Below are 12,826 nucleotides of genomic sequence, written 5' to 3' on the forward strand. Positions count from 1 at the left end.
GCATCGACCGGAGGACTTCGGAAGTCCGCCACAAGAAACCGCGCCGAACACCCTGGGTCCACAGTGGTCACAATTCCCGGTGAACCGGACCCGGGTCGAATACGAAGATCGTTCGGCTCCTCACGGACGGTGCCGAGCGGGCAGCGGGGCTCCGATTCACCCCTCCAACTCGGCAAAGTCCACCTGATCGAGTGATCATCGTCCCGGCGTGGCGCCGCGATCGACGCCGATCCGCCGCAATCCCGGACCTCGACCCCAAGATCCACTCGTCCGGGTGACGGTAGGGCGGCCTGGTTGCGGTGAGCGATCGCGGGATCAGCGGCTTCCGCCCCGGTGACCGCGAACCTAGTGTGACGGCGGAACGGGACCATCCCGATGGAGGTTGCGATGGCGCGGATCGAGACGGTGGCGGTGCACGGCGGCGAACGGCGCCCGGGCCCGGAGGGCGCGGTGGTGTTCCCGATCTACCAGAGCACGGTCTACTCCGTGCCGCCCGGCACCGACTACCACGACCTGCCCTACATCCGGCTGAACTCCACGCCGTCCCAGGCGTACCTGCACGACAAGCTCGCCGCGCTGGAAGGCGCCGAAGCCGGGCTGGCGACCACGTCCGGCATGGCCGCGATCACCACCGCCCTGCACAGCGTCCTGCGCACCGGGGACCACCTGCTCGTCGGCAACTGCCTCTACGGCGGCACGCACGACTTCCTGACCGAGCACGCCGCCGACTTCGGCTGGGAGGTCACGTTCATCGACCCGCAGCGCCCGGACACCTGGGAAGCGGCGCCCAACACCAAGGCGATCCTGGTGGAGAGCATCGCGAATCCGCTCATGCGCGTCGGGAAGCTGCGCGAGGTGGTGGAGTTCGCGCGGCGCAACGGCCTGGTGAGCCTGATCGACAACACCTTCGCCACGCCGGTCAACTTCCGCCCGGCCGAGCTCGGCTTCGACCTCTCCCTGCACAGCGCGACGAAGTACCTCAACGGCCACTCCGACATCGTCGCGGGCGCCGTCATCGGCCGCGCGGAACACGTGGAACGCGTCCGCACCACGTTGAACCACTTCGGCGGAAGCCTCGACCCGCACGCCGGATTCCTGCTGGCCCGCGGCCTGAAGACGCTGGCGCTGCGCGTCGGAGCGCAGAACGCCAGCGCCCAGCGGCTGGCCGAATTCCTCGCCGCACGACCGGAAATCAGCGAGGTGAACTACCCCGGACTGCCGGCGCACCCGGACCACGAGCACGCCGCGGAGCTGTTCACCGGCTTCGGCGGAATGCTCAGCCTCCGCCTCACCGGCGGCGCACCAGCGGCCCAGTCCCTGATCGATGCGCTCGAAATCCCTTACGACGCACCGAGTCTCGGCGGCGTGGAGTCCCTGATCACGCGCCCGGCGGTGACCTCGCACGCGGGCATGAGCCGCGCGGACCGCGAAGCCCTCGGCATCACCGACGACCTGGTCCGCATCAGCGTCGGCATCGAGAACACCGAGGACCTCATCGCGGACTTCACCCGAGCCCTCACCGAGCTCTGACCCACGTCGCTCCGCAGAACTCCCGCAAATTCAATGGAAATTCGAGGTCTGATTTCCATTGAATTTGCGTCAGGACTTCGGTTCGACGAACTGGACGTCGAGCTGGATCTTGATCACGTCGCCGAGCAGGGCCTCGGCGGGGCCGAAGTCGATGCCGAAGTCGCTGCGGCGGATCTGGGCGGTGGCGTCGAAGCCCGCGTGGCGGCTGCCGTCGAAGACGTCCTGGACACCGCCGAACTCGACGGCGAAGCCGACCGGGCGGGTCACCGATCCGATGGTGAGCTCGCCGTCGAGGGTCCAGTCCTCGCCCTCGCCGCTGATCCGGGTGGAGCGGAAGGTCATGGTCGGGCGCTTCTCGACGTCGAGCAGGTCGGCGGCGAGCACGTGCGCGTCGCGGTCGGCGTTGCCGGTGTCGATGGAGCCGATCTCGACGTTCGCGCTGATCGAGCTGTCCTCGAGCCCCTCCCCGACCACGAGCTCGGCGTCGAACGCGCTGAACCGGCCGCGCACCTTCGACACCCCGAGGTGGCGGATCGCGAAACCGACCGAGGAGTGCAGCGGGTCGATCGCCCAACGTCCGGCGACGAGCGGGAGTGCATTGGTTCTGGTCATGCCCACAACCCTGCGGCCCGCGATCGGGGTGGGGGAGGCCGCGCTGAGACTGGCCCCACGAGGGACACCCTGAGCCCTGCGGAACGCGCTAGGTTCGCGTCGTGAGCGACAACGAGTTCGGCAACTTCCTGCGGTCCCGCCGCGAAGCGGTGCGTCCGGCGGACGTGGGGCTGCCTGCCGGCCCGCGGCGGCGCACGCCCGGGCTGCGGCGGTCCGAGCTCGCGATGCTGGCCGGGATCAGCGTCGAGTACCTGACCAGGCTGGAGCAGGGCCGCGACCGCCACCCGTCCGCGGAAGTCCTGGGCGCCCTGGTGGGAGCGCTGCAGCTGTCGCCGGGGGACCGCGAGCAGCTGTGGCTGATCCTCGGGCACAACAAGCCGACCGCGCTCTGCCCGGCGGCCGCCGAACCGCCGGTGCAGCAGATCCGGTCCGGGGTGCGGGCGGTCCTCGACCGCCTCGAACCGAATCCGGCGCTGGTGGTCAACCGGATCGGCGACGTGCTCGCGCACACCACCGCCTACCAGCAGCTTGCGGGCCCGCTCGGCGTCCTGGACGGTGATCCGCCGAACCTGCCGCGCTTCGTGCTCACCGACTCCCGCGCCCGCGCCGCCCACCCGGACTGGGAACAGCTCGCGGACGTGCACGTCAACCAGCTCAAGCTCGGTTCCCACGAGCAAGATCCGCATTCCGCTCAGCTCGTCGCGGAGTTGTCCGCGGTCGGCGCCGAGTTCACCAACCGGTTCCGCCGGCCGGCGACCCCGGTGGTGCGCCACGGGACGGAGCGGTGGCGGCACCCCGAGGTCGGCGAGCTGCGACTGGACTTCGAGGTCATGGACCTCACCGAGATCGACGTCCAACGCCTGATCGTCTACGTGCCCCACGACGAAGCCACCTCGCAGGCCCTCGACCGCCTGAACGGCCGCGGCCCCGGCGCCCTGCGCGCCGTGCGCAGCTGACCCAGCATCTGGACTTCGCCGCAGCCGCGCGGACTTCCGCACTAGGTTGTGGGGATGCGCAGGAAGATCGTGGTGATCGGCGGCGGCATCGTCGGGTCGTCGATCGCGGCTCTGCTGCCCGACGGCGTCTCCGTCACGGTGCTGGACCAAGGCCCCGCGGGTCGGCTGGCGGGTTCGACCGGCCACGCGCCCGGTTTCGTGGGGCTGCTCAACGAGGCTCCGGTTCTGACCGAGCTGGCGCGGGCGAGCGCGGAGCTCTACGACGACCTGGAGCTGGACGGCACCCGGGGCTTCGACCGGGTCGGCGGCGTGGAGGTCGCGGACAGCCCCGAGGCGGCGGAGAAGCTGGCGGAACGAGCCGAGCTCGCGGCTGCCGCAGGACTTCCCCACCGGCTGCTGGACGCCGCGGAAACCGCGTCGCTGGCACCGGATCTGATCAATCCCGCGCGCTGCCGGGCGGGCCTGCACTTCCCCGCCGACGGAACGGCGCGCGCCGGGGTGATCACCGCAGCTCTGCGCGAGCGCAGCAGCGCGCAGTTCGTCCCGGACGCGGCTGTCGTCGGCATCGACCTGCGCGGGGACCGGGTGGCCGCGGTCCGCACCGGAACCGAGACCTACCCGGCTGACGACGTGGTGCTGGCCAGCGGGATCTGGGGCCCGGTGGTCGCTTCGCTGGTCGACGTGCAGCTCCCGCTGACGCCCGTGGCGCACCCCTACGTCTACGGCCCCGAGCGCGCCTCCGGCCCGGCAACGCCGTTCGTGCGCTGGCCGGAGCACCACGTCTACGCCCGCGACCACGGCGGACGGCTGGGCCTGGGCACCTACGACCACGCCCCGCAGCCCGTCCCGCTGGACGAGCTCGGCCGCAACGCGGAACAACCGTGGCCGGGCGAGCTGTTCGACGACCCGGTCCGGCGCGCGATGCAGCTGCTCCCCACCCCGTTCGACCTGGCGGAACGCCTCAACGGCGTGTTCGCCATGACCCCGGACAACCTTCCCTTCCTCGGTCCGGTCCCGCACGTCCCGGGCCTGTGGTCGGCGGTGGCGATCTGGGTGACGGCGGCGGGCGGCGCGGCCCGAGCCCTGGTCGACCAGCTCCTCGGAGCCGAACCCCGCTTCCCGGACCTCCACACCCTCGCCCCGACCCGCTTCGCCGGCCAAGACCCGGCGAACCTCCAGGCCCGATCCCTCACCCTCTACAACGACATCTACGCCAGCCTGTGACCGCCCCAGCTTCGTGAGTGCTTTGGGGCGCTATGACACCCCAAAGCACTCACGAGCGAGCGGCCCGCGCTCACCTGGGGAAGCTGCTCGCCCGCGTCGCATCGTGAAGCCTTCGGGTTGCCCGATCCGGAATGCTCGTGAGCACTTTGTGGCGTTATAGCACCACAAAGTGCTCACGAGACCGTTCAGCTGGCGGTGCGGGTTCGCGCGGCTGTGATCGTGGCGAGCGCGGCCAGTGCGAGCAGGGCGCCGAGGCTGAAGGCCGCCGTCGGGGAGATCGCGTCCACCGCTCGTCCGCCGAGGAAGGCGCCGAGGGAGATCGCGATGTTGAACGCCGAGACGAACAGGGCTGATGCCGCTTCTCGGGACTGCGGTGCGGCGGTGAGCAGCCAGGTCTGCGTGCTGACCGAGACCCCGCCGTAGGCCAGACCCCAGACGAGCAGGACCAGGACTGCACCGAGCGGACCGATCGGCAGGACCAAGGCCACGACCGCCGCCGGGAGCACCGCGGCGATCACCATCAGCGTGTGCCGGGGCTGCTTCGCAGCAGACGCCCCGCCGAGGAAGTTCCCCACCACACCGGCCAAGCCGTAGGCCAGCAGCAACGCGCCGATCAGCTTGACGTCCACAATGGACTCAAGGATCGGGCGCACGTAGGTGTAGGCGGCGAAGTGGCCGGACACCAGGAACAGCACCACCAGGAGTCCACTTCGGATGGATCGGCCGCGGGCCACGTCGCGCACCGTGCCGAGCCGCATCGCCTCCTCCGCGGGCAACGGCGGGAGCAGCACCGCGAGCAGTCCCGCGACCAGCAGCGCGAGGACTCCCAGCACCGCGAACGACGTGCGCCAGCCGCCGAACTCGCCGACGAAGGTGCCGGCCGGCACGCCGAGGACCGAGGCGATCGCGATCCCGCTGAAGATCACCGAGGTCGCGGTCCCGGCGGACTCCTGCGGCACGAGACGTCCGCCCAGTCCAGCCGCGATCGCCCACACACCGCCGATGGCGACCCCGACCAGCACCCGCGCACCGACCATCAGCGCCAGGTTCGGCGAGACCGCCGACACCAGGTTCGCCGCGGCCAGCAGCGCCACCAGACCGGCCAGCAGCCACCGGCGGTCCATCCGGCCCGCGGCGACCGGGACCAGCGGTGCTGCGAGAGCGGCCAGCAGCCCGGGCACGGTCATGGTGAGCCCGGCGAGCCCCTCCGACACCCCCAGTTCGGCGGCCATCGGGGTCAGCAGGCCCACCGGCAGCATCTCGGCCGTGACGACGGAGAAGGTCGCAGCGGCCACGGCGAGCACCGCGGGCCATCGGGTCGTGAGGTCGGTGGTAGTCATGATCACAGCCTCGACGGGGCGCTGACCGGGAACAACGGCGTTGTCGTCATCCTTTGATTAGCGGGGCTCATCGAGGGAGGGCGGATGGCCGGCCTGGAAACGCGCGAGCTGGAGTGCTTCCTGGTGCTCGCCGAAGAACTGCACTTCGGCCGCACCGGCGAACGCCTCTACGTCTCGCAGGGCAGGGTGAGCCAGCTGCTGCGCTCGCTGGAACGCCGGATCGGCGCCCGCCTGGTCGAACGCACCAACCGCCGGGTCGCCCTGACCCCGCTCGGCGAACGCTTCCGCGACTCGCTGCAGCCCGCATATGCGCAGCTCAGCGCGGTCGTCGAGCAGGCCCGCGCGGAAGCTCGCGGGGTGACGGGCGTGCTCCGGCTCGGCTTCCAGGGTCCGGCCGACGAGTGCGTGGTCTCGGCGATCCGCACCTTCGAGTCCCGCTTCCCCAGCTGCACGACCGAGCTCACCGAGCTGCCGCTCAACGACCCGTTCAGCGCCCTGCGCCGCGGCGAGGTGGACGCGGCGATCGTGCTGCTGCCGGTGGAGGAGCCGGACCTGCTGGTCGCGGCGACGTTCCCCGCCGAGCAGCAGCACATCGCGATCTCGGCCCAGCACGCCTTCGCCGACCGCGACGAGGTGTCGGCCGAAGACCTGGCGGACCTCCACCTGATCGCCCCGGCATCCCCGGCCCCGACCTACTGGCAGGACGCCCAAACACCACCGCGCACCCCGTCGGGCAGGCCGATCCCCCGCGCCAGCACGGTCACCACGCTGCAAGAGGCCATCACCCGCACAGCCGCGGGCCAGGGCGCGATGCTGCTCTGCGGCCCCACGGCCCAGCACCACGCCCGCCGGGACATCCGCTTCGTCCCGGTGACCGGGCTGCCGCCGTCAACGCTCGGCCTGACCTACCCGCGAGCAGCGGAAACGTCGCAGCTGCGGGCCTTCGCCGCAACCCTCGCCGAAGCCTGACCGGCTCACACGCCGACGGTTCCGTCGATGGCTTCGCGGAGCAGGTCCGCATGCCCGTTGTGGCGGGCGTACTCGTGGACCAGGTGCAGCATCACCATCCGCAGCGAGACGTCCTTGCCCCATCGGGCGTTGTGCACGGTCACGTCGAGCGATTCGGCCTCGCGCTCGATCCTGCGCGCGTGCTCGATCTCGTTCTGCCAGGCGGAGAACGCCTCCTCGCGGCTGGATCCGCTCGCGTCGTAGGCGGCCTGGAAGTCGCCGTCGTCGGACCACACCAGCGGGAGGTCGTGCTCCTCGCCGATGGTCCGCCGGAACCACGCCCGCTCCACCTCGGCCATGTGCCGGACCAGCCCGAGCAGCGACAACGTCGACGGGGGCATCGCCTGCCGCCGCAGCTCGTCGTCCCCGAGGTCCGCGCACTTCATCGCCAGCGTGGCGCGGTGGAAGTCCAAGTGCCCCCGCAACATCTCGCGCTCATCGCCGACGACCGGCGGCGCAACTCGCTCCACGACAACTCTCCTCTCGGTTCCCCGATCATCATGCTCCCCGCCATCGCCCCGAAGTACGGGTTTCCGCTGGTGATCAGCCCTTGCGCATCAGCAGGTGGCCGTGGCGGACCGGCCGCTCGTCCTCGTGCGGCTCGCGCAGCATCCGACCGACCTCGACGAACCCGGCCTTGCGCGCCAGCTCCGCGAGGTCGTCGATCGGCCACCGGTAGGCGGTCGTCACCTTGTGGTCGAACGCCTCGACCAGCCCGTCCTCCGACTCGAAGAAGCCGAGCAGGAGGTGGCCGCCGGGCTCGAGCACCCGCTGGAACTCGGAGAAGTACGTGGGGATCTCCTGGGGCGGCGCGTGGATGACCGAGAACCAGGACAGGATGCCCCGCAGCGCGCCGTCGGCGATGTCCAGGCCGTCCATGGAACCGACCTCGAACCGCAGGTCCGGGTGCGCCTCGCGGGCCAGGTCGATCATCACCGGTGACAGGTCGACGCCGAAGACGTCCAGCCCCAGGTCCCGCAAGTGCGCGGTCAGGAATCCGGGCCCGCACCCCAGCTCCGCGACGGGTCCGGCGCCCGAGTTCCGAGCGAGCTCGGCGAACGCGGCGATCACGGCCCGGTCCAGCGGGAACCCGTCGAGCGAATCGCGGAAGAGCTCGGCGTAGAGGACGGCAACGGAATCGTAGGCGCCCGCCGTTGTTTCGAGGTACGAGGAAGGTTCAGCCACGAGCGAGCACTCTAGGGCCACCGACCGACCAGCGAGGTGAACACGGCATGCCGGCCGCGAACCACTCGCCGGCGCCGTGATCCCCGGAAATCCGCTCTGACCTGGCAGGATCAGATCATCGAAATTTTTTCGGCACGAGGTGTCGATCCCGGCGGTTCCCGTTCGATGCGTTGGTGGGAGCAAGCCGGAACAACCTAGGAGCACCACATGCGCACCCTGATCGCCAGTGCCTTCGTCTCGCTGGACGGCGTCGTCGAGGCCCCCGGCGGGGAGCCGGGCTACCGCAACGCGGGCTGGACCTTCAAGGACATCGCGTTCGACGAAGCCGTCTTCGAGCTCAAGGGACGTGAGCAGGAAGAAGCCACCGCCCTGATGATGGGCCGGGTCAGCTACGAGGCGTTCTCCCCGGTGTGGCCGGACATGACCGACGAGTTCCCCCGCTACAAGGTGATGCCGAAGTACGTCGTCTCCACCACGCTCCAGGACGAGGACCTGGTGGACGACTGGGGCGAGATCACCATCCTGCGCTCGCTGGACGACGTCGCCGCGCTCAAGGAGACCGAGGGCGGCCCGATCATCATCGCCGGCAGCGCCACCCTGATCCGCGACCTCTCCGACGCGGGCCTGATCGACCGCTACCACCTGCTGCTCTTCCCCGTCCTGCTCGGCGCGGGCAAGAAGCTCTTCAGCGACACCGACAAGGACAAGCAGAACCTCGAGCTCGTCGAGAGCACCGCCTACTCCAACGGCGTCCAGAAGCTCGTCTACGACGTCATCCGCTGACGCCGGTCGAGCGCCCCCACCACCGAGCGGGGGCGCTCGACCCGTCTCCGATCAGGCCCGGGTGGCGGCAGCGAGCCAGCGCTGCCAGGACTCGGCGCGCTCCTGCGGATCGTCGAGCTCGCCGTAGTGGTGGTCGCTGACCGCGATCGGCATGCCGATCGCCGACCGCTCGTGGAACCGGATGAGCTCATCGGAGGTGCGCAGCCCGACGAACTTCTCGGTCAGGTAGTCCACCTCGCCGACGATCTGCGGACCGCCGGGCAGGTCGATCGTCACCTTCGCGCCGAGCTCGACCGGTCCGAGCAGCCTGTCCCAGCCGCCGACCGCAGGCGCTTCCGCTTCCACGTAGGCCGCCGGACGACCGCGGAAGTGCCGGAAGTACTCGGCGAGCGTGAACAGGTACATGTCCCAACCGCTGCTGGTCATGCCCTCGTACTCGTCGCCCCAGTCGTCGCCGAGAACTCCGCTGTGGACGAATCGGAGCACGCTCGACCCGCCGTCCCTGCCCTCGATCAGGTACTCGAAGGCGTTCGTGGAGCCGTCATCGGCCGTCGGCGTGCGAATGGTCAGCTTGCGCGGCGGGTCCCACTCGGCGACGTCGGCGCCGTTCGGGTCGATCTCCATCGGCATGAACCACGCCGCCAGGCCGGGCCCGGTGGCGATGGCCTGCCAGACCTCCTCCGGCGAGGCGTCCAGCTCGATCTCCTTGGGCAGCTCGAACTCACGCCCCATCTCGGTCCTCCTCCGCTCGGTCCATCGAAGGGTGCAGGGCCGCCACCAGCCGGTGCCTGCGCCCTCCAGCAGCGCTCTCATCGTGGTACTTCGCCACCAGACCCGCGACCGCCTCGGACAGCTCCTGGGCGAACGCGGCCCGATCCGCCGCATTCGCGAAGCGGACCTCCCCGTCGACGGCGAAGGTGGCCACCCGCTTGCCCGCCTCGTCCCCTGCGCCGATCAACGCTCCGACGTCCTGCACCAGACGAGCGGCCAGCGCGAGCAGCCACCGCGCGGAGAGCCGATCCGGTGAGCGGGACGGATCAGGCGCCACCGGCCCAGAAGCCGAAGGCGAGATCACGTATGCCCCGGCGGTCGCGCGCATGACCCGCTCGGTCATGTTCCCCTTGCGCCGCTCCTCGACCAGTTCGACGAGCCCGTGCTTCTCCAGGTCGCGCAGGTAGTAGTTGACCTTCTGCCTGGTCAAGCCGACCTTGACCGCGAGCGACGAGGCAGACCCCGGCACGGCGAGCTCGTGCAGCAACCGCGCCCGCACCGGTTCCAACGTCACCGCGGCCGTCGACGGCTCATCGATGACAGCGACATCCAACATGCCACCGAGCATGCCCTTGACAAATTTTCTAGTCAAGGCAACTCGAGTTGTCGTAGCTCACAGGGCGCGTTCGCGCTTCTAATCGACGCCGATCTCCTTGCGGAGCGAAGCGGTGAACGCCTGCAACGCCGAGATGGCCTTCTCCTCCGCGTCGTCGCTCTTGACGCTCCAGCAGGACTTGACGAAAGCATTGGCGTGAGCGCGGGTTTCCTCGGTGCACAGGGTGTGGATGACCGCCCGGCCGCGCTGCAGCTGCGCTTGCCATTCCCGCAGCTCGCTCGGCTCGAAAGCGTCGATCCACGCGGGGCTGCCGATGCGGAGCTCGAAGATGCTGGTCCCCGCGCTGACCATCTCGGCAGCACCGGCCAGCTTCTGATCGCGGAGCCACTTCCCGTGCTCGGCCCGGCTCTTGATCCACGCCCCGAGCAAAGCCCCCGAGAACCCCAGCAGCGCCCCGATGATCCCGGCTAAGACGTTGGCCATGCCGCGAAGGCTAGGGCAGGCACAAGGGTCCCCCAAGATCCGCGGTCAGCGCCAGATCACCGGGCACCTCACGGGCGGCACAACGATGCGGAGCCGGGCGGAACCTCGTCGGAGTCCACCTCGTCCCAGACGTCGACTTCCCACGCTTGGAACGGAGCCCAGCGACGTGACTGCCCTGTACCGGATCTCCATCGTCGAGAACACCGATGCCACCGTGCGCGGCCGGTTCCACATGATCAATCCGGATGCGGGGATCCTCCCGGATGCGGACGACGACATCCTCCCGCTGCAGATCATGCTCGACGCGTGGGACCGGATGAAGCGCGGGCTCTTCTTCATCGCCGACGGGCTCACCGGCGACCGGCTGCCCGTGCCCTTCGAGCAGGCGGAGGAAATCGCCGACGCCCACGTGCTGCGGGAGGCCTTCGCGGAGGAGCTCGACGACGAGGCGGAATCGGACGAGTACCTCTTCGACCGGATCGAGGAGATCATCGAGTCCGCCGAGGTGGGCGAGCAGCAGAACACGCCCGGGTTCTGGGAAGCCGACGGCTTCTGGGACGCCTGCACCGACGACGACTTCCCGGAAGACGTCGCCGCCTACCCGTACGTCGAGTTCACCTTCACCGCGACCGACGCCCGCTACGTCGCCCACCTGATCCCCGGCACGCACTGGTCGACAGCGCAATACTGCGACTGAACATCACGACTGCTGCACAATTCCACAGTGGACGAACGCGCGGTCCGTCTTCCTCCCGGCCGCGCCGGGTTGGCCGAAAGTAGTAGTCCGGACTAGCCGGAATCCGGACGTGATCGACCTCCTGCCGGGGCAATCCTGGACTGGTCAGCAGGAAGACCTAGCGAGGACAACATGATCACCGTCCAGGGATTGACGAAGCGGCGCCGGGGCACCACCGCGGTCGACGACCTGTCCTTCACCGTGCGCCCCGGTGTCGTGACCGGCCTCCTCGGCCCCAACGGCGCCGGGAAGTCGACCGCGATGCGGCTGATGCTCGGCTTGGACAAGGGGCGCGGGCGCACCGCGTTCGGCGGCAAGACCTACGCCGAGCTGGCCGATCCGGTGCGCACCGTGGGCGCGCTGCTGGACGCGAAGGCCGTGCACCCGTCCCGCACCGCGCAGAGCCACCTGCGGGTGGTCGCCGCCGGGGCCGGGCTGCCCGAGCGGCGGGTGCGGCAGGTGCTGTCGATGGTCGGGCTGGACGAGGTGCGGACCCGCCGGCTGCGCGGGTTCAGCCTCGGCATGCACCAGCGGTTTGGCCTGGCCGCGGCGCTGCTCGGCGATCCGGAGTACCTGGTCCTCGACGAGCCCGCCAACGGCCTCGACCCGGAGGGCGTGCACTGGATGCGTTCCCTCCTCAAGGGCCTGGCCGACGAGGGCCGCGTGGTGCTCGTCTCCTCCCACTCGTTGCCGGAGATGTCGCTGCTCGCCCAGGACCTCGTGGTGATCGGCCGGGGCCGGTTGATCACCGCCCAGCCGGTGCGGGACTTCACCGCGGCGCACGCCGACCTGGAAGAGGCCTTCCTGGCCGCGACGTCCGAAGCCACCGAGTTCAAGGGAGAAACGGCATGACCGCGGAAACCCCCACCACGACGAGGAATCGCGAACGGCGGAGCTCCGGGTTCGGCTCGGCGCTGCGCTACGAGTGGACCAACATGCGCACGCGGCGCTCGACCTGTGTGCTCAGCGGCCTGGTGGCCCTGCTCCAAGTCGTCACCACGGTGTGGAACATCGGCTCCGGCGTCTCCGACATCTCCGTCGTCTCCGGCGATGAGATGTTCTCCTACGGTCTGCTCCAGCTGACGCTCTTCTCGTGGTTGCTCGTGGCCGCGATCGGGGTCAACGCCTTCAGCACCGAGTACCGCCACCGAACGATCACCACCACCTTGCTCGTGGTGTAGTCGCGAGTGCGAGTGGTGCTGGCCAAAGCCGTCGTGGTGGCCGGGATCGGTGCGGCGACGAGCGTGCTCGCGGTCCTCGTCAGCTTCCTCGGCCTGCTGGTCCACTTCGGACCCGTGGTCGATCCGGTCCGCGGTGCGGCCGCGGGATCCGGCACGGTGCTCCACATCATGCTGTGCGGTCTGCTTGGGCTCGCACTGGCCGGGCTGACCAGGTCGGCGCTGGCGGCGTACGCCTCGCTGCTCGCTTGGCTCATCGGGGAGCAGCTGGTGCTCGACCACGTCGACCCGAACATCTTGCCGTTCTTCTCCGGGTTTTGGCTGGCCGACGTTTCGCCCGAGTACGACTGGACTCCGGCGCTGCCGATGGTCGCGCTGACCGCCGCCGCGCTCGTCGGCGCGGTGGTGGCTGTGTCGCGCCGGGACGTCTGAGCCGGGGTGGGGATGCCGGACGACTACCGTGT

Annotated in this window: 15 protein-coding genes and 1 pseudogene; 9 read left to right on the forward strand and 7 right to left on the reverse strand. The window is 69.9% G+C overall.

Going from position 1 to position 12,826, the window contains the following annotated elements:
- Positions 1-387 precede the first annotated feature (387 nt).
- Positions 388-1,530 carry a trans-sulfuration enzyme family protein gene (locus OU415_RS05105; RefSeq protein WP_270947376.1) on the forward strand — a complete coding sequence of 381 codons (1,143 nt, stop codon included), beginning with the start codon at positions 388-390 and terminating at the stop codon, positions 1,528-1,530.
- A gap of 69 nt (positions 1,531-1,599) precedes the next feature.
- On the opposite strand, the gene OU415_RS05110 is transcribed toward OU415_RS05105, so the two are convergent.
- Positions 1,600-2,142, reverse strand: coding sequence for a YceI family protein (locus OU415_RS05110; RefSeq protein ID WP_270947377.1), 543 nt, complete (start codon positions 2,140-2,142; stop codon positions 1,600-1,602).
- 101 nt (positions 2,143-2,243) lie between these two features.
- Between OU415_RS05110 and OU415_RS05115 the strand changes: the two genes are divergently transcribed.
- Together OU415_RS05115 and OU415_RS05120 are read left to right on the forward strand one after the other, a co-directional pair.
- Entirely contained in the window at positions 2,244-3,098 is an 855-nt protein-coding gene (locus tag OU415_RS05115) for a helix-turn-helix domain-containing protein (RefSeq protein ID WP_270947378.1), read from the forward strand.
- Positions 3,099-3,152: 54 nt separating this feature from the next.
- Entirely contained in the window at positions 3,153-4,322 is a 1,170-nt protein-coding gene (locus tag OU415_RS05120; RefSeq protein WP_270947379.1) for an NAD(P)/FAD-dependent oxidoreductase, read from the forward strand.
- A gap of 185 nt (positions 4,323-4,507) precedes the next feature.
- Here OU415_RS05120 and OU415_RS05125 read toward each other — a convergent pair whose 3' ends face one another.
- Positions 4,508-5,662: an MFS transporter gene (locus tag OU415_RS05125; protein ID WP_270947380.1), complete on the reverse strand. Its 1,155-nt coding sequence runs from the start codon at positions 5,660-5,662 to the stop codon at positions 4,508-4,510.
- A gap of 84 nt (positions 5,663-5,746) precedes the next feature.
- Here OU415_RS05125 and OU415_RS05130 point away from each other — a divergent pair, with 84 nt between their 5' ends.
- The gene (locus OU415_RS05130) at positions 5,747-6,631 is read left to right on the forward strand and encodes a LysR family transcriptional regulator (protein WP_270947381.1); all 885 of its coding nucleotides are present in this window, start codon (positions 5,747-5,749) and stop codon (positions 6,629-6,631) included.
- A 5-nt stretch (positions 6,632-6,636) separates the two neighbouring features.
- Here OU415_RS05130 and OU415_RS05135 read toward each other — a convergent pair whose 3' ends face one another.
- A complete protein-coding gene (locus OU415_RS05135; RefSeq protein WP_270947512.1) occupies positions 6,637-7,098 on the reverse strand; it encodes a DinB family protein in 462 nt (153 codons plus the stop codon).
- A 115-nt stretch (positions 7,099-7,213) separates the two neighbouring features.
- Positions 7,214-7,855: a class I SAM-dependent DNA methyltransferase gene (locus OU415_RS05140; protein ID WP_270947382.1), complete on the reverse strand. Its 642-nt coding sequence runs from the start codon at positions 7,853-7,855 to the stop codon at positions 7,214-7,216.
- Positions 7,856-8,062: 207 nt separating this feature from the next.
- Between OU415_RS05140 and OU415_RS05145 the strand changes: the two genes are divergently transcribed.
- A complete protein-coding gene (locus tag OU415_RS05145) occupies positions 8,063-8,638 on the forward strand; it encodes a dihydrofolate reductase family protein (RefSeq protein WP_270947383.1) in 576 nt (191 codons plus the stop codon).
- 51 nt (positions 8,639-8,689) lie between these two features.
- Here the strand turns inward: OU415_RS05145 and OU415_RS05150 are convergent, their stop codons facing one another.
- The 3 genes from OU415_RS05150 to OU415_RS05160 form a co-directional block, all read right to left on the reverse strand.
- Positions 8,690-9,370: an SRPBCC family protein gene (locus OU415_RS05150; RefSeq protein WP_270947384.1), complete on the reverse strand. Its 681-nt coding sequence runs from the start codon at positions 9,368-9,370 to the stop codon at positions 8,690-8,692.
- Positions 9,360-9,965: a winged helix-turn-helix domain-containing protein gene (locus OU415_RS05155; protein WP_270947385.1), complete on the reverse strand. Its 606-nt coding sequence runs from the start codon at positions 9,963-9,965 to the stop codon at positions 9,360-9,362. The genes OU415_RS05150 and OU415_RS05155 overlap by 11 nt, the downstream gene beginning before the upstream one ends.
- 78 nt (positions 9,966-10,043) lie before the next feature.
- Positions 10,044-10,448 carry a hypothetical protein gene (locus tag OU415_RS05160; RefSeq protein WP_270947386.1) on the reverse strand — a complete coding sequence of 135 codons (405 nt, stop codon included), beginning with the start codon at positions 10,446-10,448 and terminating at the stop codon, positions 10,044-10,046.
- 166 nt (positions 10,449-10,614) lie between these two features.
- Between OU415_RS05160 and OU415_RS05165 the strand changes: the two genes are divergently transcribed.
- The 4 genes and pseudogenes from OU415_RS05165 to OU415_RS05180 all read left to right on the forward strand — a co-directional run bounded on the left by OU415_RS05165 (position 10,615) and on the right by OU415_RS05180 (position 12,794).
- The gene (locus OU415_RS05165) at positions 10,615-11,145 is read left to right on the forward strand and encodes a hypothetical protein (protein WP_270947388.1); all 531 of its coding nucleotides are present in this window, start codon (positions 10,615-10,617) and stop codon (positions 11,143-11,145) included.
- Positions 11,146-11,316: 171 nt separating this feature from the next.
- Positions 11,317-11,961 (forward strand): annotated as a pseudogene (locus OU415_RS05170) (ATP-binding cassette domain-containing protein); the annotation flags it as partial.
- Positions 11,962-12,032: 71 nt separating this feature from the next.
- Positions 12,033-12,365: a hypothetical protein gene (locus OU415_RS05175; protein WP_270947389.1), complete on the forward strand. Its 333-nt coding sequence runs from the start codon at positions 12,033-12,035 to the stop codon at positions 12,363-12,365.
- Between the two features lie 6 nt (positions 12,366-12,371).
- Entirely contained in the window at positions 12,372-12,794 is a 423-nt protein-coding gene (locus OU415_RS05180; RefSeq protein WP_270947390.1) for a hypothetical protein, read from the forward strand.
- The last annotated feature ends 32 nt before the right edge of the window (positions 12,795-12,826 follow it).

Source organism: Saccharopolyspora oryzae (assembly GCF_027853915.1).
Lineage (GTDB): Bacteria > Actinomycetota > Actinomycetes > Mycobacteriales > Pseudonocardiaceae > Saccharopolyspora > Saccharopolyspora oryzae.

Excerpts from the sequence above, each read along its gene's own strand:
- OU415_RS05105 (WP_270947376.1), top strand. The coding sequence starts at position 388 with ATGGCGCGGATCGAGACGGTGGCGGTGCACGGCGGCGAACGGCGCCCG.
- OU415_RS05110 (WP_270947377.1), bottom strand. The coding sequence starts at position 2,142 with ATGACCAGAACCAATGCACTCCCGCTCGTCGCCGGACGTTGGGCGATC.
- OU415_RS05120 (WP_270947379.1), top strand. The coding sequence starts at position 3,153 with ATGCGCAGGAAGATCGTGGTGATCGGCGGCGGCATCGTCGGGTCGTCG.
- OU415_RS05125 (WP_270947380.1), bottom strand. The coding sequence starts at position 5,662 with ATGACTACCACCGACCTCACGACCCGATGGCCCGCGGTGCTCGCCGTG.
- OU415_RS05130 (WP_270947381.1), top strand. The coding sequence starts at position 5,747 with ATGGCCGGCCTGGAAACGCGCGAGCTGGAGTGCTTCCTGGTGCTCGCC.
- OU415_RS05135 (WP_270947512.1), bottom strand. The coding sequence starts at position 7,098 with ATGTTGCGGGGGCACTTGGACTTCCACCGCGCCACGCTGGCGATGAAG.
- OU415_RS05145 (WP_270947383.1), top strand. The coding sequence starts at position 8,063 with ATGCGCACCCTGATCGCCAGTGCCTTCGTCTCGCTGGACGGCGTCGTC.
- OU415_RS05150 (WP_270947384.1), bottom strand. The coding sequence starts at position 9,370 with ATGGGGCGTGAGTTCGAGCTGCCCAAGGAGATCGAGCTGGACGCCTCG.
- OU415_RS05155 (WP_270947385.1), bottom strand. The coding sequence starts at position 9,965 with ATGTTGGATGTCGCTGTCATCGATGAGCCGTCGACGGCCGCGGTGACG.
- OU415_RS05160 (WP_270947386.1), bottom strand. The coding sequence starts at position 10,448 with ATGGCCAACGTCTTAGCCGGGATCATCGGGGCGCTGCTGGGGTTCTCG.
- OU415_RS05175 (WP_270947389.1), top strand. The coding sequence starts at position 12,033 with ATGACCGCGGAAACCCCCACCACGACGAGGAATCGCGAACGGCGGAGC.